The 17,468-nt window shown below is 66.9% G+C and carries 20 protein-coding genes; 18 read left to right on the top strand and 2 right to left on the bottom strand.

Annotated elements, in window-relative coordinates; all coding sequences use genetic code 11:
• Positions 1-43 precede the first annotated feature (43 nt).
• Both ACO07I_RS06315 and ACO07I_RS06310 read left to right on the top strand, forming a co-directional pair.
• Positions 44-1,324 carry a Zn-dependent hydrolase gene (locus ACO07I_RS06315; RefSeq protein WP_422015424.1) on the top strand — a complete coding sequence of 427 codons (1,281 nt, stop codon included), beginning with the start codon at positions 44-46 and terminating at the stop codon, positions 1,322-1,324.
• A complete protein-coding gene (locus ACO07I_RS06310; protein WP_422015422.1) occupies positions 1,314-2,027 on the top strand; it encodes a GntR family transcriptional regulator in 714 nt (237 codons plus the stop codon). The genes ACO07I_RS06315 and ACO07I_RS06310 overlap by 11 nt, the downstream gene beginning before the upstream one ends.
• Positions 2,028-2,095: 68 nt before the next feature.
• Here the strand turns inward: ACO07I_RS06310 and gap are convergent, their stop codons facing one another.
• Both gap and tkt read right to left on the bottom strand, forming a co-directional pair.
• Positions 2,096-3,103: a type I glyceraldehyde-3-phosphate dehydrogenase gene (gap, locus tag ACO07I_RS06305; protein WP_422015420.1), complete on the bottom strand. Its 1,008-nt coding sequence runs from the start codon at positions 3,101-3,103 to the stop codon at positions 2,096-2,098.
• A gap of 13 nt (positions 3,104-3,116) precedes the next feature.
• Positions 3,117-5,105: a transketolase gene (gene tkt, locus ACO07I_RS06300; protein WP_422015418.1), complete on the bottom strand. Its 1,989-nt coding sequence runs from the start codon at positions 5,103-5,105 to the stop codon at positions 3,117-3,119.
• A 215-nt stretch (positions 5,106-5,320) separates the two neighbouring features.
• On the opposite strand from tkt, the gene ACO07I_RS06295 reads away from it, so the two are divergent.
• The 16 genes from ACO07I_RS06295 to tilS all read left to right on the top strand — a co-directional run bounded on the left by ACO07I_RS06295 (position 5,321) and on the right by tilS (position 17,458).
• Entirely contained in the window at positions 5,321-5,554 is a 234-nt protein-coding gene (locus ACO07I_RS06295; protein WP_422015416.1) for a hypothetical protein, read from the top strand.
• Between the two features lie 107 nt (positions 5,555-5,661).
• Complete coding sequence (locus tag ACO07I_RS06290; RefSeq protein WP_298305031.1) at positions 5,662-5,994, top strand: cell division protein ZapA; 333 nt, start codon at positions 5,662-5,664, stop codon at positions 5,992-5,994.
• 275 nt (positions 5,995-6,269) lie between these two features.
• The gene (locus ACO07I_RS06285) at positions 6,270-6,845 is read left to right on the top strand and encodes a 5-formyltetrahydrofolate cyclo-ligase (protein ID WP_422015413.1); all 576 of its coding nucleotides are present in this window, start codon (positions 6,270-6,272) and stop codon (positions 6,843-6,845) included.
• A 3-nt stretch (positions 6,846-6,848) separates the two neighbouring features.
• Positions 6,849-7,655: a TIGR00282 family metallophosphoesterase gene (locus ACO07I_RS06280; protein WP_422015411.1), complete on the top strand. Its 807-nt coding sequence runs from the start codon at positions 6,849-6,851 to the stop codon at positions 7,653-7,655.
• 298 nt (positions 7,656-7,953) lie between these two features.
• The gene (locus ACO07I_RS06275; protein WP_422015409.1) at positions 7,954-8,712 is read left to right on the top strand and encodes a YebC/PmpR family DNA-binding transcriptional regulator; all 759 of its coding nucleotides are present in this window, start codon (positions 7,954-7,956) and stop codon (positions 8,710-8,712) included.
• Positions 8,713-8,722: 10 nt separating this feature from the next.
• Positions 8,723-9,214 carry a crossover junction endodeoxyribonuclease RuvC gene (gene ruvC / locus ACO07I_RS06270; RefSeq protein WP_422015407.1) on the top strand — a complete coding sequence of 164 codons (492 nt, stop codon included), beginning with the start codon at positions 8,723-8,725 and terminating at the stop codon, positions 9,212-9,214.
• Positions 9,211-9,825 (top strand): Holliday junction branch migration protein RuvA, encoded by a 615-nt coding sequence (gene ruvA / locus ACO07I_RS06265; protein ID WP_422015405.1) that lies wholly within the window; start codon positions 9,211-9,213, stop codon positions 9,823-9,825. The genes ruvC and ruvA overlap by 4 nt, the downstream gene beginning before the upstream one ends.
• On the top strand, positions 9,822-10,880 hold the full coding sequence (gene ruvB / locus ACO07I_RS06260; RefSeq protein ID WP_422015403.1) for a Holliday junction branch migration DNA helicase RuvB: 1,059 nt from the start codon (positions 9,822-9,824) through the stop codon (positions 10,878-10,880). The genes ruvA and ruvB overlap by 4 nt, the downstream gene beginning before the upstream one ends.
• Positions 10,877-11,356, top strand: coding sequence for a tol-pal system-associated acyl-CoA thioesterase (gene ybgC, locus ACO07I_RS06255; protein ID WP_422015401.1), 480 nt, complete (start codon positions 10,877-10,879; stop codon positions 11,354-11,356). The genes ruvB and ybgC overlap by 4 nt, the downstream gene beginning before the upstream one ends.
• 77 nt (positions 11,357-11,433) lie before the next feature.
• Positions 11,434-12,108: a protein TolQ gene (gene tolQ, locus ACO07I_RS06250; protein WP_422015399.1), complete on the top strand. Its 675-nt coding sequence runs from the start codon at positions 11,434-11,436 to the stop codon at positions 12,106-12,108.
• Positions 12,108-12,659, top strand: a complete 552-nt coding sequence (gene tolR, locus ACO07I_RS06245) for a protein TolR (protein WP_422015397.1) — start codon at positions 12,108-12,110, stop codon at positions 12,657-12,659. The genes tolQ and tolR overlap by 1 nt, the downstream gene beginning before the upstream one ends.
• A 22-nt stretch (positions 12,660-12,681) precedes the next feature.
• Complete coding sequence (locus tag ACO07I_RS06240; protein ID WP_422015395.1) at positions 12,682-13,638, top strand: hypothetical protein; 957 nt, start codon at positions 12,682-12,684, stop codon at positions 13,636-13,638.
• A gap of 43 nt (positions 13,639-13,681) precedes the next feature.
• Positions 13,682-15,004 (top strand): Tol-Pal system beta propeller repeat protein TolB, encoded by a 1,323-nt coding sequence (gene tolB / locus ACO07I_RS06235; protein ID WP_422015393.1) that lies wholly within the window; start codon positions 13,682-13,684, stop codon positions 15,002-15,004.
• Between the two features lie 76 nt (positions 15,005-15,080).
• Positions 15,081-15,545, top strand: coding sequence for a peptidoglycan-associated lipoprotein Pal (pal, locus tag ACO07I_RS06230; protein ID WP_422015391.1), 465 nt, complete (start codon positions 15,081-15,083; stop codon positions 15,543-15,545).
• 120 nt (positions 15,546-15,665) lie between these two features.
• Positions 15,666-16,373: a tol-pal system protein YbgF gene (gene ybgF / locus ACO07I_RS06225; protein ID WP_422015389.1), complete on the top strand. Its 708-nt coding sequence runs from the start codon at positions 15,666-15,668 to the stop codon at positions 16,371-16,373.
• Positions 16,370-17,458: a tRNA lysidine(34) synthetase TilS gene (gene tilS / locus ACO07I_RS06220; protein WP_422015387.1), complete on the top strand. Its 1,089-nt coding sequence runs from the start codon at positions 16,370-16,372 to the stop codon at positions 17,456-17,458. Before ybgF ends, tilS begins: the two co-directional genes overlap by 4 nt.
• Positions 17,459-17,468: the final 10 nt, after the last annotated feature.

Raw genomic sequence — 17,468 nt, 5'->3', positions numbered from 1 at the left:
TTGACGTTATGTGCACATAATTTTACCAACCGCCGGCAGGGCCATGACCGAACTCCATCGCGACCTCGATCTTGAAACCGCCCTGGCCGGGCAGTGGTTCGAACATCTTCGATCGCATTCCAGGGCCCGCCTCGGTGTCACCCGCGCGTCCTACGGCGAGGGCGAGCAGATGGCGCACGACCTGATGCAAGGCATCGGCCAGACGATGGGGCTTGAGACGCGCACCGACGCCGCCGGCAATCTCTACGTGACCCTGCCGGGGCAGGACCGCTCGCTGCCCGCCATCATGACGGGCTCGCATCTCGATTCGGTTCCCGAGGGCGGTAACTACGACGGGGCTGCGGGCGTGGTCGCGGGCATGGCGATGCTGGCGCGCTGGCATCGTGCCGGCCGCCTGCCGAAGCGCGACATCACCGTGATGGGGGTGCGCGCCGAGGAACTCTCGTGGTTTCCCGCACCGTATATCGGCAGCCGGGCCGCTTTCGGCCTGCTGGAGCCCGAGGCGCTCGATGCCTGCCGGCGTCCCGACACCGGCCGCACGCTGGCCGAGCACATGAAGCAGGCGGGCTTCTCCCCCGAGACGATCCGCGCCCGCGAGCGCCAGCTCGATCCCGCGCGCATAGCCTGCTTCCTTGAGCTGCATATCGAGCAGGGGCCGGTGCTGGTGCAGCGCGGCCTCCCCGTGGGGATCGTCACGGGTATCCGTGGCAACCTGCGCTATCGCGATCCGCATATCGTTGGCCGCTATGGCCATGCCGGCGCCGAGCCGCGGCTCTCGCGCAATGATGCGGTGATGGCCGGTGTCGAGTTCGTGTCGCGGCTGGAGGCGTTGTGGCTGGAGCACGAGGCGGCGGGCAAGGATCTCGTCTGCACCGTCGGCCAGTTCCATACCGACACCGAAGTACACACGATGACCAAGATCCCGGGCGAACTGTGGTTCTCGATGGACATCCGCAGCGAGGACAACGAGGTCCTGCTCGCGATCGACCGGCGGCTGCGCGAGATCGCGGCGGAGATCGGCGCGCGGCGCGGCGTTACCATCGATCTCGGCGCCTTCACCAACGCAAAGCCGGGCCCGATCGACCGCGGACATCGCGCGCGGCTCGAAAGACTGGCGAAGCGACTGGATGTCGAAGCTCTGCCGATGGCCAGCGGTGCCGGACACGATGCGGCGGTGTTCGGCATCATGGGCGTGCCCACGGCAATGATCTTCATCCGCAACGACCATGGCAGCCACAATCCCCACGAGGCGATGGACCTCGGCGATTTCGCGCAGGGTCTCCGGTTGCTGGTCGCCGCGGTGGAGGAGATCGATGCCGCGTAAGCCGAGGAAGGGTGACGTCGCTGCCGACGAGGCGGTCTATGGCGCGATCAGGCGGGCGATGCACATGGGCCGCCTTGCGCCCGGGACGAAGCTGCAGGAGCCGGCGTTGGCGCGCGTGCTGGGTGTCAGCCGCGAGCGCGTGCGCAAGGCGCTGCATCGGCTGGTCCACGAAGGCTGGCTGACCGCGATTCCCAATCGCGGCACCTTCGTGCCCTCGTTGACGGTCGAGGAGATGCGCCAGATCTACGATGTGCGCTCGATGCTGGAGGCGGCGATCGTGCGCCGCCTGAGCGAAGACCATACGGCGGCGGCGGCGAAGCGTCTCAAGGCGCACGTTGCAGAGGAGAAGGCCGCCACCCGCCGCGACGACCGTGGCCGCCTGTTCGAACTATCGGGCGAGTTCCACGTCCTGCTCGCCGAACTCTGCGGCAACGACGAGCTGACGCGCCTGCTGCGCGGCCTGCTGACGCGCTCCACCATGCATTTCTCGCTCGCCGCCCCGCGCCAGCTCACCAACTGCGCCGGCCCGCACGACCATGGTGACATCGCCGACGCGATCCTGGGCGGCCGAGCGGACAAGGCCGCGAAACTCATGCTTGGTCATCTGGCGGGACTGGTCACCCTTCAGGCGGCGCGCCCGCCGCAGCACGAACCCGTGGACATCCAGGAGGCTTTTCGCGGCATCAAGGCGCGGCGAGATTGATAACTCCCAGCAAACAAAACGGGCGCCCCGAGGGCGCCCGCCTCTTCTTCGCGGGGGGGGGGGCTGGATCAGCCGAGCTTGCCCATCGCGACGGCGGTGTCGGCCATGCGGTTGGAGAAGCCCCACTCATTGTCGTACCAGCTCATCACGCGCACCAGCGTGCCTTCCATGACCTTGGTCTGGTCCATGTGGAAGGTCGACGAGTGCGGATCGTGATTGAAGTCGATCGAGACGTTCGGCTGATCGGTCCAGCCGAGGATGCCCTTGAGCTGGTTGGCGGCGGCGCGCTTCACGGCCTCGTTGATCTCGTCCTTGCTCGTCTTCTTCTTGGCGACGAACTTGAAGTCGATGACCGAGACGTTCGGCGTGGGCACGCGGATCGACACGCCGTCGAGCTTGCCGTTCAGCTCCGGCAGCACGAGGCCGACGGCCTTGGCGGCGCCGGTCGAGGTCGGGATCATCGACATCGCCGCGGCGCGGCCGCGATAGAGATCCTTGTGCATCGTGTCGAGCGTCGGCTGGTCGCCGGTGTAGGCGTGGATGGTGGTCATGAAGCCGTGGTCGATGCCGACCGCGTCGTTCAGGACCATGGCGACCGGGGCCAGGCAGTTCGTCGTGCACGAGGCGTTGGAGACGATGACGTGGTCCTTGGTGAGCTTGTCGTGGTTCACGCCGTAGACCACCGTCAGGTCGGCACCGTCGGCGGGAGCCGAGACCAGGACGCGCTTGGCGCCGGCGGTCAGATGGGCGGAGGCCTTGTCCTTGGAGGTGAAGATGCCGGTGCACTCGAGCGCGATGTCGACGCCCATCGCCTTGTGCGGCAGCTTGGAGGGATCGCGCTCGGCGGTGACCTTGATCGGGCCGCGGCCCACGTCGATCGTGTCGCCAGCGACCTTCACTTCACCGTTGAAGCGGCCGTGCACGGAGTCGAAGCGGAAGAGGTGGGCATTGGTCTCGACCGGGCCGAGATCGTTGATCGCCACGACCTCGATGTCCTTGCGGCCGGACTCCATGATGGCGCGCAGCACATTGCGGCCGATGCGGCCGAAGCCGTTGATTGCAACACGAACAGCCATCTTATTCCCTCCGTTATTGCGCCAACCGGCGCGCCGCCTGTGCGATCGCTTCGGCCGTAATGCCGAAATGCTTGTAGAGTTCCGCAGCCTTGGCCGAAGCGCCGAAGCCCTTCATGCCAACGAAAGCGCCCTTGGATCCGAGCCAGCGCTCCCAACCGAAGCCGGTCGCCGCCTCGCAGGCGACGCGGATCGTGCCGTCGCCGCCCATCACCTTGGTGCGATATGTGTCTTCCTGCGCCGCGAACAACTCCCACGACGGCATTGAGACGACTGCGGCAGCGAGCCCGTCCTTCGCGAGGAGCTCGCGGGCGGCGAGGGCGAGCTGCACTTCCGAGCCTGAGGCGATCAGGCGGATCGGGGCCGACTCTTCGCCGGCCAGGATGTAGGCGCCCTTGGCGCACAGGTTCTCGTCTCCGGCGCCGCGCACGGTCGGCAGGTTCTGGCGGGTGAGCGCGAGGACGCTCGGCGTGTGCCGGGAGTCCAGGGCGATCTGCCAGCACTCCGCCGTCTCGATGGCGTCGGCGGGCCGCAGCACCTGCAGGTTGGGAATGGCGCGCAGGGCCGGGAGATGCTCGACCGGCTGGTGGGTCGGGCCGTCTTCGCCGAGGCCGATCGAATCGTGCGTCATTACATAGATGACCCGCACGCCCATCAGCGCGGAGAGGCGGATCGAAGGCCGGCAATAGTCGGTGAACACCATGAAGGTGCCGCCGTAGGGAATGACGCCGCCATGCAGCGCCATGCCGTTCATCGCGGCGGCCATCGCATGCTCGCGGATGCCGTAATAGATGTAGCGGCCGGCCGTGTCGGCGCGCGAGGCGCCCTTCAGCGTGGCAGTCTTGGTGTTGTTCGAGCCGGTCAGGTCGGCCGAGCCGCCGACCGTGTCGGGCAGCACCGGGTTGATGACCTCGAGCGCCTCCTGGCTCGACTTGCGGGTGGCCCAGGACGGCTTCTCAGCCGCAAGCTTGGCCTTGAAGGCGGTAATCGCCTCGCCGACGGCAGGCGGAATGTCACCCTTCTGGCGGCGGTCGAATTCGGCGCGATCCTCGGGCGCCATCGCGGCGAGGTTCTTGGTCCACTTGCGGCGGGCCGACTTGCCGCGGGCGCCGATCTTGCGCCAGGCGGAGAACACCGCCTCGGGAATGTCGAACGGCTCGTGGTTCCAGCCGAGCTTGGCGCGGGCGCCGGCGATCTCGTCCTTGCCCAGCGGCGAGCCGTGCGTGGCAGCCGTGCCGGCCTTGGTCGGCGCGCCGTAGCCGATCACGGTCTTGCAGGCGATCAGCGAGGGCTTGTCGGTGACGTTGCGGGCCTTGCGGATGGCGCGCGTGACGGCCTCGGGATCGTGGCCGTCGACGGCTTGCACATGCCAGCCGGCGGCGGCGAAGCGCTTCTTGTGATCCTCGGAGGTCGAGAGCGAGGTCGGACCGTCGATCGAGATGCCGTTGTCATCGAACAGCACGATCAGGCGGCCGAGGCCGAGGTGGCCGGCGAGGGTGATGGCTTCCTGACCGACACCTTCCATCAGGCAGCCGTCGCCGGCGATCACGTAGGTGTAGTGGTCGACGACATCGCGCCCGAACCGTTCGGCAAGGATGCGCTCGGCGAGCGCGAAGCCCACCGAATTGCCGAGACCCTGGCCCAGCGGACCGGTGGTCGTCTCGATGCCGCTGGCGTGGCCGTATTCGGGATGGCCGGCGGTGCGGGCGCCGAGCTGGCGGAACTTCTTCAGCTCGTCGAGGGTCATGTCGGCGTAGCCGGTGAGATGCAGCAGCGAATAGAGCAGCATCGAGCCGTGGCCGGCCGACAGGATGAAGCGGTCGCGATCGGGCCAGTTGGGCTCCGAGGCGTCGAACTTGAGGAACTTCGAGAACAGGACGGTGGCCACGTCGGCCATGCCCATCGGCATGCCGGGATGCCCCGAATCCGCCAGCTGCACGGCGTCCATGGCCAAGGCCCTGATGGCGTTCGCCATGTCACGCGGGGCAGCGGTTTGGTCGGTCATTTTATGCTTGTGCCGTATGGTTTTTCGGATGGCGCGCAACATGACGACCACCCTTTGGCCCGTCAATGCGCAAAAATGCGGGCAAAGCCAACATCTTGCGGGGTTTTACCCTCCACAGGGTCAAGATGTTGACCGCTCACAGGCACACCACCTAATCTTGGTGGATGGAGCAGATTCAGCCGGGCGACCCACGGCGATCCGCTGTCGGGGGAGCGATGTCCAAGGCAGCCAGCGTAACGGACCGAGTCGACAGCGCGCTGAGCCGGCTCGAATCGATGGTCGACGAACGTCTGCGCCTCGAACGGGAGCATTCCGATGCTCTCGCCGCCCGGCTCGCCAAGGTCGAAACCGAACATGAAGAGCTGAAGCGTGTGGCGACCGAGGTCGAAGCCCGACTCGAGCGGGCTATGGAATACATCCGCTCGCTGCTGGCTGCAGACCAGTCCTGAGGACCCGCTTTCTCCCCAGCCCGGGCGTGCGTCGCCGCACGCGACGTGGCAAACTGTAAAACCCCTCAAACGCCGAACAAGGCGCAATAAACCAGGAGAAGCGGAAAATGCCGCAGGTTTCGGTTCAGATCGCCGGTCGTACCTATGAACTCGCTTGTGGCGAAGGCGAGGAAGCGCGTGTCCAGGAGTTGGCCACCTATGTCGACGGCAAGGTGAGCGAGCTTCGCCGCCAGCTTCCCGGCACGCCGGAATTCAAGCTTCTGGTGTTCGCCTCGTTGCTGCTGGCCGAGGAAAGCCGCGAAGCACGTGGTGTTGCCAAGGCGGCGGAGAATGCCCGCGTGACCGCGACCGACAGTGCCGACACGCTGGCCACGGCGCTCGAGGAGCTGATCACCGCCCGCGTCGACAAGATGTCGAAGAAAGTGTCCGGAGCCGCGTAGGCGGGTCCTGACATCCCGAGCGAAGCGAGGGATCTGCATCAGTATTGTGTCCACTCATTGCGAGCGCCGCCCCGAGTCCCTACATTGGGAGCGGGGCGGAATTCTGCGCGGCGCGCGGCCCGCTTAAAACCCCGGGGCCAATAAGAACTCCTGGGAGTTGTTCCTGGCTCTGACCTTGGTCTAGGCCACACGACGCCCACCTGCTTACGCAGGCCTTGGAGGTTCTACGAGCCACGGCCCATCGTGGAGCCGCCCCACTTGTTTCCCTTGCCGGCATGACCCTGATCGACAGCAAACGCGCACTTCGCGCCACGATGCTGGCCCGCCGGCAGGCCCTCGGAAAGAGCGATCGCGAGGCGGCAGCCGAGGCCTTGCTCGCGTGCTTTCGCCTCGAGCGCCCGATCGAATTGCCAAGCGTTGTCTCTGGCTTCTGGCCGATCAAGGACGAAATCGATATCCGGCCCTTGATGACCCATCTGCACGCAGAGGGCTGCCGGGTGGCGCTCCCGGTGGTGCAGGGGCGCGGCCAGCGGCTGTCGTTTCGCGCGTGGCGGCCCGGTGAACCTCTGGAATCCGGCGTGTTCGGCACGCTGCAGCCCTCTTCGCGCTGCGAGACGCTCGAGCCCGACGCCCTGCTGGTGCCGCTGCTGGCCTGCGACGCCGAGGGCTGGCGGCTGGGATATGGCGGCGGGTTCTACGACCGTACGCTCGAAGACCTGCGCAAACGACGCAAGGTGACGGCGGTCGGTGTCGGCTTCGACCTGCAGCTCGTGCCGGAGGTGCCGCACGGCGCCGACGACCAGCGGCTCGATTGGCTGTTGACCGACCGGCGCGCTTGCGCCTTTGTCTGACGCATGAAGATCATGTTTTGCGGCGACATCGTCGGCCGCGCCGGCCGCGATGCGGTCATCAAGGAGGTCCCGCGGCTGCGCCGTGAGCTGGGGCTCGATTTCGTCGTGGTCAACGGTGAGAACGCAGCGGCCGGCTTCGGCATCACGGCCAAGATCTGCGCCGAGCTGCATGAAGCCGGTGTCGACTGCATCACCACCGGCAACCATGCCTGGGATCAGCGCGAGATCATCCCCTACATCGCCCAAGACAAGCGTCTGCTGCGGCCGATCAATTTCCCGCCCGGAACGCCCGGATGGGGCGCCAACCTCTTCCAGACATTGCGCGGCCAGAAGGTCGTCGTGATCAACGTCATGTGCCGGCTGTTCATGGACGCGCTCGACGATCCCTTCCGCGCCCTCGATGCCGAGCTTTCGAAGTACGCTCTAGGCCACGGCGCCCAGTTGATCCTGGTCGACGTCCATGGCGAGGCGACCAGCGAGAAGCAGTCGATCGGTCACTATTGCGACGGCCGTGTGTCGGCGGTGCTGGGCACCCACAGTCATGTCCCAACGGCCGACGGCTGGGTGCTGCCCGGCGGCACGGCCTACCAGACCGACGTCGGCATGTGCGGCGACTATGACAGCGTGATTGGCATGAAGAAGGAGGTCGCGATCCAGCGATTCGTCCGCAAAATGCCAGGCGAGCGCCTGTCGCCGGCCGAAGGGGAGGGGACCTTGTGCGCGGCGGTGGTGGAAACCGACGACCGGACCGGGCTGGCGAAGTCCATCCGGCCGGTCAGGACCGGGGGCCGGCTGGCTCCGGCGATCTGACTTCCCGCATCTTGTATCCGCCGGGCCCGCCTCATAGCTATTAGCGGTGGCCGAAGAGGGTCGTTGACGGGCTGGGGAAAAAGCGGCATCCTTTTGATGTTAAACGGTTTTTCGCCGCATCGGCGACTGTCTTCCAGGTTAGAGGGGGCGTCGGAATCAAGGTTCCGACGTTATTTAGCGGGGGCTTCGGCCCCCGCCTTTTTTTGTCTTGAGGGCCTCTGGAGGCCTCAGCAGCCTGCCAAAGCCCACGAGAAGTGGTATAGGCGGCTCTTCCGGTTACCTAATCTGGTTGTTGGCAATGGCGGGGCATTCCCAGTTCAAGAACATCATGCACCGCAAAGGGCGTCAGGACGCCGTGCGGGCCAAGATTTTCACCAAGCTGATCCGCGAAATCACGACTGCGGCCCGGCTGGGCGCCGCCGATCCGGCGTCCAACCCGCGTCTGCGGGCGGCCGTGATCGCCGCGCGCGACGCCAACATGACCCGCGACACGATCGATCGCGCGATCAAGCGCGGCTCGGGACCCGATGCGGACGCGAACTATGACGAGGTCCGCTACGAGGGCTATGGCCCGGCCGGCGTCGCCGTGATCGTCGAGGCGCTGACCAACAACCGCAACCGAACCGCGGGCGAGGTCCGGTCGATCTTCTCGAAGCATGGCGGAAACCTGGGTGAGTCCAACAGCGTGTCCTTCATGTTCGACCGCCTGGGTGAGTTCCGCTACCCGCTGTCCGTCGGCAGCGCCGACGACGTGCTGGAGAAGGCGATCGAAGCCGGCGCCGACGACGTGGTGAGCGGCGAGGGCGAGGAGGCGGTCCACGAGATCTATTGCGCTCAGGACAGCTTCAACGTCGTACGCGAGGCGCTGGAAAAGTCGTTGGGCCAGCCCAGCGTCGCCAAGCTCACCTGGCGTCCCAGGACCGGCGCGCCGATCGAAGGCGAGACGGTGCAGACGCTGCTCGACCTCATCTCGGCGCTCGAAGACAACGACGACGTCCAGAACGTCTACGCCAACTTCGAGGTGTCGGACGACGCTCTGGCGAAGTTCGCGGCCTGAGCCGGGTGCGATGAGACTGATCGGCCTCGACCCCGGTCTCCGATTGACCGGCTGGGGCGTGATCGAGGTCGAGGGTAACCGGCTGCGCCACGTGGCCCACGGAGTCGTCAAGGTCGCGACGACGGGCACGCTGGCGGAGCGTCTGAGGGACTTGTTCGAAGGCGTTTCGCGCGTTCTCGAAGTGCAGCGGCCCGCCGAGGCAGCGGTCGAGGAGACCTTCGTGAACGTCAATCCAGGCTCCACCCTGAAGCTCGGTCAGGCCCGTGGCGTCGTCATGCTGGCGCCGGCGCGAGCCGGCCTGTCGGTCTACGAGTACGCGACCAACCTCGTGAAGAAGTCGGTCGTTGGAACCGGTCATGCCGACAAGAACCAGATCGCCATGATGGTCGGTCGGCTGCTGCCCGGTGTCGATGCCAAGCAGGACGCCGCCGACGCGCTCGCGGTCGCGATCTGCCACGCCCATCACCGCGCCACGGCGCGACGCATCGAGGCCGCGCTGTGATCGCCAAGCTGAAGGGTCTGGTCGACTCCGTCGACACCGACAGCGCCGTCATCGACGTCGGCGGCGTCGGCTATCTCGTCTCGGCCTCGGCGCGTACCTTGCGCGACCTGTCCGTGGGCGGGCCGGCCACCATGCTGGTCGAGACGATCGTGCGCGAGGATGCCATTGCGCTGTACGGCTTCCTCGACGCCCGGGAACGAGACTGGTTCCGCATCCTGACGACCGTGCAGGGTGTGGGCGCCCGCGTGGCGCTGTCGATCCTGTCGACCCTGTCGCCCGACGAGATCGCCCGCGCCATCGCCGCCCAGGATCGGTCGACCCTGAGCCGCCCCCCCGGCGTCGGTCCGAAGCTGGCCGCGCGACTGGTCACCGAACTGAAGGACAAGGCGGCCGCCTTTGGTATCGCGCCATCACCCGCCCAGGAGGGCAGATCAGCGGAGGCGGCGAGTCCGGCCGGATCGATCAACGAGGATGCGGTCTCCGCCCTGGTCAATCTCGGCTACAAGCGGGTCGAAGCGTTCGGGGCGGTGGCCCGAGCGACCCAGCGGTTGGGTGACGGGGCCGGGCTCGATGCCGTCATTCGTGCCGGCCTCCAGGATCTCGCACGATGAACGCCGCTCCTGACCGCCTGGTGACGCCGAAGCGCTCTGAGGAAGACGCCGCCGAGCTGGCGCTGCGCCCGCAGACGCTCGACGATTTCATCGGCCAGAAGCAGGTCCGCGAGAACCTCAAGATCTTCATTGCCGCCGCCAAGGGGCGGGGCGAGGCGCTGGATCACGTCCTGCTGCACGGGCCGCCGGGCCTCGGCAAGACGACGATGGCGCAGATCGTGGCGCGCGAGATGGGGGTGGGTTTCCGGGCGACCTCGGGGCCGGTGATTCAGAAGGCCGGCGACCTCGCCGCGCAGCTCACGAATTTACAGGCACACGATGTGCTGTTCATTGACGAGATCCACCGTCTCAATCCTGCAATCGAGGAGGTTCTCTATCCCGCGATGGAGGATTTCCAGCTCGACCTGATGATCGGCGAGGGCCCGGCTGCGCGCTCGGTCCGCATCGAGCTGCCGCCCTTCACCCTGGTTGGCGCCACGACGCGGTCCGGCCTCATGACGCGGCCGTTGCGCGAGCGCTTCGGCATCCCGCTGCGCATGGTGTTCTATACACCGGCCGAGCTCGAGACGATCGTGCAGCGCGCCGCCCGCGTGCTCAAGATGACGCTGGCGCCAGATGGCAGTGCCGAGATCGCCAAAAGGTCACGCGGGACACCGCGCGTCGCCAACCGCCTGCTGCGCCGGGTGCGCGACTTTGCGGCGGTCGCCGGGGATGTCGAAGTCACCTCCCAGGTCGCCGATGCGGCACTGACGCGGCTGGAAGTCGACGGGCGAGGGCTCGACGCCATGGACCGCCGCTACCTCGCCTGCATCGCCGAGAATTACGGCGGCGGGCCGGTGGGCGCCGAGACCCTTGCCGCTGCATTGGCAGAACAGCGGGACGTCATTGAAGACGTGATCGAACCCTATCTGATGCAGCTCGGCCTGTTGATGCGCACACCGCGCGGCCGCCTGCTGTCGGAGGGCGGATACCGGCATCTCGGCCTGGCGATGCCGACGGGGCAGAAGCAGCAACTCGACCTGTTGTCCGCGGGCGGCCCGGCGGAGGAGGCGTGAGCAGCTTGCCCACTTCCGGCCGGCTCCATGACGGCAGTCACGTGTTGCCGCTGAGGGTCTACTACGAGGACACCGACGCCGCCGGCATCGTCTACTACGCCAACTGGCTGCGCTTCCTTGAGCGGGGCCGCACGGAACTGCTCCGCTTGCTTGGGCAGCAGCATACGTCGTTGCGCGAGGAGCGCGGCATCAACTGGGTGGTGCGCCGCTGCGCCATCGACTACCTCAAGCCGGCCCGGCTGGACGACACGATCGAGATCGTCACCGGCTGCGGTGAGTTGCGCGGCGCATCGCTCGACATGATTCAGCATGCGCGCCGCAATGAAGAGATCCTGGTTCGAGCCGAACTCGTCGTCGCCTGCATGGGCGAGGGCGGTCGGCCTGTCCGATTGCCGCCGCTCGTGCGGACTGCCCTGGCCCAGGTAGCTGCGAGCGGATCGCCCCGCTCACGCCATATTCGGATACAACCCTCTTGAACCAACGGAGAACATAAATGGACGCGCTAGCGCAGGTCGCCGGAGCCCCCCTCGGCGGCGGCACGGGGACGATTGACATGTCCGTATACGGCCTGTTCATGCAGGCCGACTGGGTCGTCAAGGCCATCATGATCCTGCTCATGCTGGCCTCGTTCTGGTCGTGGGCGATCATCTTCGAAAAGGTTCTCCGGCTCCGCTCGCTGAAGCGCAGCGCCCAGTCGTTCGAGGACACGTTCTGGTCCGGCGTCTCGCTCGAGGACCTCTACGACCGCGTCGGCGCCAAGCCCGACGATCCGATGTCGAGCATCTTCGCCGCCGCCATGCGCGAATGGCGCCGCTCCATTTCCAAGGGGCTCGCTTCCAGCGCCACGGCCCGCGCGGCGCTGCGCCAGCGCATCGAGCAGGTCATGGGCGTCACCATCCAGCGCGAGATGGAAGGGATCGAGAAGCGCCTGGGCTTCCTGGCCACGGTCGGCGCCAACGCCACCTTCGTCGGTCTGTTCGGCACGGTCTGGGGCATCATGAACAGCTTCAGCCACATCGCGCAGTCCAAGAACACCTCGCTGGCGGTCGTGGCGCCCGGCATCTCCGAGGCGCTGTTCGCCACCGCGATCGGCCTGGTTGCCGCCATTCCCGCGGCCGCCGCCTACAACATCCTGTCAGGCCAGGTCTCTCGCTACGCCCAACAGCTCGAGGCCTTCGCCGGTGAGTTCATCACCATCCTGTCGCGTCAGCTCGAGGAACAAGTCTGATGTCGGGCGTCATACCGGCGCCCGGCGCGAACTCTTCGGGCAGCAAGTTCAAGCGACGGAGCTATTCGCCGATCGCCGATATCAACGTGACGCCACTGGTCGACGTCATGCTGGTGTTGCTGATCATCTTCATGGTGACGGCGCCGCTGCTCCAGGTCGGCGTCCCGGTCGACCTGCCGAAGACCAGCGCGCAGCAGGTCGGCGGCAAGGACGAGCCGATGGTGGTGTCGGTAAACTCCCAGGGCGAGGTCTTCCTCGGGGAGACCAAGTACGACATCGCCGAACTCGGCGCGAAGCTGAAGGCGGTGCACGAGGAGAAGCCCGACCAGAGGGTCTTCATGCGCGGCGACAAGAGCGTCGACTACGGGAAGATGATGGAGGTCATGGGTGTCGTGATCGACAGCGGCTTCCGCCAGCTCGGCCTGCTCGGCGAACAGGCGCAGGCGCTCGGACGCGGGACCGTGACGCCGGCCGCGCCCGGCCAGACCGCGCCGCGCGCCCCGCAGGCGCCGGCTCAACCGCAACCCGCGGCGCCGACTCCGCGGCGCTGAGAGATCGGACACGAAGAGGAAGATGGTGCGTCGCCATCCCGCCAGCGTCGAGATGCGCACACCGGCCATCGTGTCGGCGATGGTGCACGTCTTCGTGCTGGGGGCGGCTGTGCTCAATCTCGACTTCTTCGGCCACACGCCGCCGATGGAACCCGAGCCGGTGATGGTCGAGTTCGAGGCGATCGACAAGAAGGCGGGGGCGCCGACCGTGGCCACGCTGCCGCCGCAGCCCAAGGACGCCCCGATCGCCCAGGAGACGACCAAGGCGCCGCCCGTGCAGTCGGCCGAGCCGCCGCCATCGCCGCCCACTCCGAAGCCGCCCGAGGTCGCCGAACCGCCCAAGCCGCCGGCGCCGCCCAAGCCGGAGGAGAAGCCCAAGACGGAGGCCGCCAAGCCGGTCGAGGATCTGGTGGCGTTGAAGCCCAAGGAGCCGGAGAAGCCGAAGGTCGAGAAGCCGCCGGAGCCGCCCAAGCCCACGCCCGAGGCCAAGAAGCCCGAGCCGCCCAAGCCGCCACCGCCCAAGCCCGCGCCGCCCAAGCAGAGCGTCGATTCGATGATCGACGACATTCTGAAGAACAAGCAGTCGACGCAGAAGATCCACACCCCGGAGCAGAGCCCGAAGCCGGTGCAGCAGGTGACGCGGCAGGCGCCCGCGGCGCCGAACCTTGCCGCCGTCGTCACCGCGAGCGAGATCGAGGGCGTACGCCAGAAGATCCGCCCCTGCTGGAATACCCAGGGCGGCTCTCGTGACCAAGCTATGATCATTTCGCTGACCGTCGAGATGAATCAGAACGGCACGCCGGTAAGAGCTGAACTGCGCGACACCGGACGCTACAACAGCGACCCGGTCTTTCGTGCCGCCGCCGACGCGGCGCATCGCGCGATCATGAATCCGCGTTGTCAGCCGTGGCCGCTCTCGCCGGAGAAGTTCACGAGTTGGAAAACGATCACGTTCAATTTCGATCCACGCGACTATTAGTGACCGACGCCTTAATAGAAACCTTCAAATGAAGAGGTCCGACATGATGCTTCCCCGACGGACGACCCTGCTGGGCGGCGTGGCGCTCGCCACCGCCGGCATCGCGAGTTCCGCGCGCGCTCAGCTCACCATCGACATGACGCGGCCCAGCTTCGAGCCGGTGCCGATCGCCATCGTCGATTTCAAGGGCGATCCGGTGGGCGCCCAGATGGCGGGCGTGATCCGCAACAATCTCCAGAATTCCGGCCTGTTCCGGGTGATCCCGTCCAGCGCCTACATCCAGAAGGATGTCGATGCGACCACGCCGCCGCGCTTCCCCGACTGGCGCAGCGTCGGCGCCGCGGGTCTGGTCGTCGGCCAGGTCACCTCGGTGGGCGGCAGCATCAAGGTCGACTTCCGTCTTTGGGACGTGGTCACGAGCCAGCAGGCGACGGGCCTGTCCTTCACCAGCCAGCCCAACAACTGGCGGCGCCTTTCGCACATCATCTCCGACGCGATCTACAAGCGCGTGACCGGCGAGGAGGGCTATTTCGACACCCGCATCGCCTACGTGTCCGAGACCGGCCCGGGCAACAACCGGACCAAGCGTATCGCCGTCATGGACCAGGACGGCGCCAACAACCGCTACCTGACCGACGGCAAGACGATTGCGCTGACGCCGCGCTTCTCGCCGACGCTGCAGGAAATCGTCTACATGGCCTATGGCGAGAACAACGGCCCGCCGCGCGTCTACCTGCAGAATGTCGACAGCGGCCGCCGCGAGCTCCTGGGCAACTTCCCGGGCATGAGCTTCGCCCCGCGCTTCTCGCCGGACGGCACGAAGGTGGTCATGAGCATCGCCGAGAACGGCCGGACGAACCTCTACGAGATGGATGTGCGCGGCCGGCAGCTCCGCCGCCTAACCAACTCACCGGCCATCGATACCTCGCCGTGCTTCTCGGCCGACGGCTCGCAGATCGTGTTCAACTCCGACCGTGGCGGCGCGCAGCAGCTCTATGTGATGAGCGCGGGCGGCGGCGGCGAGCGGCGCATCAGCTTCGGCGACGGCCGCTATGCCACCCCGGTCTGGTCGCCGCGTGGCGATTTCATCGCCTTCACCAAGATCGGTTCGGGCGGGTTCGGCATCGGCGTGATGCGCTCGGACGGCAGCGGCGAGCGCATGCTGGCGAGCGGCTTCCTCGTCGAAGGCCCGACCTGGGCGCCCAACGGCCGCGTGCTGATGTTTTTCCGTGGTCAACCGAGCTCGGGCGGCCGCGCTGGTTCGGCTTCGCTGCATCAGATCGATATCACCGGCCGCTTCGAGCGACAGGTGCCGACGCCGACCGATGCATCGGATCCGGCCTGGTCGCCCTTGATTCCGCAGTAGCGAAATATATGATCTTTTTTGTCGACCCGTGCGTAGCCCTCGCCCGGGTCGATTCCGTCAGGGAGTGGATCCAAAGATGAGCATGATCAAGGCTTTGTCGGCCCTTGCAGCGGTGTTTCTCATCGCCGCCTGCAGCAACAACAACGACACGCAGACGGCTTCCGCTGCGACCACGTCCGTGACGCCCGGATCGGTTGGCGATTTCCGGCAGAATGTCGGCGACCGAGTCTTCTTCGACACCGACTCCTCCACCGTGCGCGAGGACGGCCGCCAGACCCTGAACCGCCAGGCCGAGTGGCTGAAGAAGTACGGCAATTACCAGATCACCATCGAAGGCCATTGCGACGAGCGCGGCACGCGTGAGTACAACCTGGCCCTCGGCGAGCGCCGCGCCAACGCCGCGCGCCAGTACCTGATCGCGCAGGGCATCCCGGCCGCGCGCCTCAAGACCGTCAGCTACGGCAAGGAGCGTCCGGATCCGGTCGGCTCCGACGAGGCGGCTTGGGCGCGCAACCGTCGCGCCGTGACGGCCTTGGAGTAGTATCGCCTCGCACGAGGCGCATACGGGAAACGCCGGTCGTGATGCGACCGGCGTTTTCATTTGGAAGCGAGGCGGCCATGCCTGAAAATGGCCGCGTTTGATGTGAACAAAGCGTTGGCCATGAAGATCCTTCCCGCCCGGCTCGTCCTCCTGATTGCCCTCGCCCTGCCCACGGCGGCCGTAGCGCAGCGTGGGGGAGATGCGGTCTACCTCGAAGACCGGTTCAATCAGCTCCAGCAGTCGCTCACCAACCTGACTGGCCAGCTCGAGCAGCTGCAGAATCGCAATGCGAAGCTGCAGCAGCAGATGGAGAAGATGCAGACAGACTACGAGTACCGCATCGAGCAGCTCGAGAAGGGCGGGGCCGGTCGCCCCGGAGGCGCCGCCCCCAAACCGGCGGCGCAGGCTGCGGCCCCTGCGCCGACACCCGCAGCGGGTGCGGCCAATGCGGACCAACTCTACGACGAGGCCATCAAGAAGCTGCAGGAAGGCGACTACGCCGCCGCCGAACGAGGCTTCAAGACCTTCATTCAGCGCAACCCGCAGAACAAGCTCGCCGGCAATGCGCAATACTGGCTTGGCGAGACCTATTACGCGCGTCGCGACTACAACAGCGCCCTCACGGCCTTTGCCGAGGGCTACAAGGTCTACAAGACCAGTCCGAAGGGGCCCGACAACCTCCTGAAGCTCGGCATCACCATGTCCGTGCTGGGCCGCAAGCCGGACGCTTGCGCCGTGTTCGCGCGCTTCAACCAGGACTATCCGCGGGCGACCGACCTGCAGAAGCGCCGGATCGAACAGGAGCGGCAGAAGAACGGCTGCGGGTGAGCGAGCTCGCCGAGCCGGGACCCGTCGACGGGGCGACCTTCGCGTGCCTGATGGCGCCGTTCGAACCCTTCGAGACATGCCCCGAACTGGGTGTCGCCGTCTCCGGCGGTCGCGATTCTCTCAGCCTCGCCCTGCTGGCGCATGAATGGGCGAGTACGCGGGGCGGCCGTATCGTCGCGCTGATCGTCGATCACGGCCTACGACCCGAGGCGGCGGGGGAAGCCCTGGCCACGGCGCGCCTGCTGGAAAGCCTGGGTATCGAGAGCCTCATCCGGCGGTGGACGGGTGCCAAGCCATCGGCCGGTCTGCAGGAGGCAGCGCGCGGCGCCCGGTACCGGCTGCTGCGAGAGGTCTGCCACGAGCGCGGCATCCTCCACCTCCTCGTGGCGCACCACGCAGACGACCAGGCCGAAACGATCGCGATGCGGGCAGCGCGGGCGAGCGGGCCGGACGGGCTCGCCGGCATGGCGGCGCTGGTCGAATGGCCCGAGGTTCGTCTCCTGCGACCGCTGCTCCCGGTGCCTCGTGTGCGCCTGACCGCCACGCTCGGCTCGCGCGGCATCGCCTGGATCGACGATCCCTCCAACAGCGATCTGCGCTTCGAGCGGGCGCGTCTGCGCCGCGCGCGGACGGTTGCGGTCGGCTTGCCGGTTGCAGATGGTGTGAGGTCTGGCCACGAGCTGCAGACGGCCCGCGCCGGCGTGCCGCTGCTCCAGGCGCGTGAGGACGGCAGCATCGCGATCGACCGTTCGGCCATAGAGCGCCTGCCCCTCGATCTTCGCCGCAGGCTGGCGAGCCGCGTCGTGCAGGCTTTGGGCGGCGGCGATCATCCGCCGCGGCGCGAGCGTCTGGAGCGGGCGGTGGCCCGACTTTCCGGAACGCCCGAGCGCGGCAAATCGGGCCGCGGGCAGGATTTTACCCTGTCAGGGTGCCAGTTCTGCCTTCGGCAAGCCGCCGGCTCGCGGCAGCTTGAGTGGATTGTCCGACCCGAAAATGGCAGGAGAGGAAGGCAGCCCTTGATTCCGGCTGCATTTTTCGCTTGCTACCCTGCGGCCGCAACCCATCTTGATCGTAGCCCCACTTAACGGAAGCCAT

It is taken from the genome of Reyranella sp., assembly GCF_965227665.1.
In the GTDB taxonomy this organism is placed as follows: domain Bacteria; phylum Pseudomonadota; class Alphaproteobacteria; order Reyranellales; family Reyranellaceae; genus Reyranella.
Note: the sequence above shows the minus strand (reverse complement) of the source record. Positions and strands in the feature narration are given on the sequence as shown.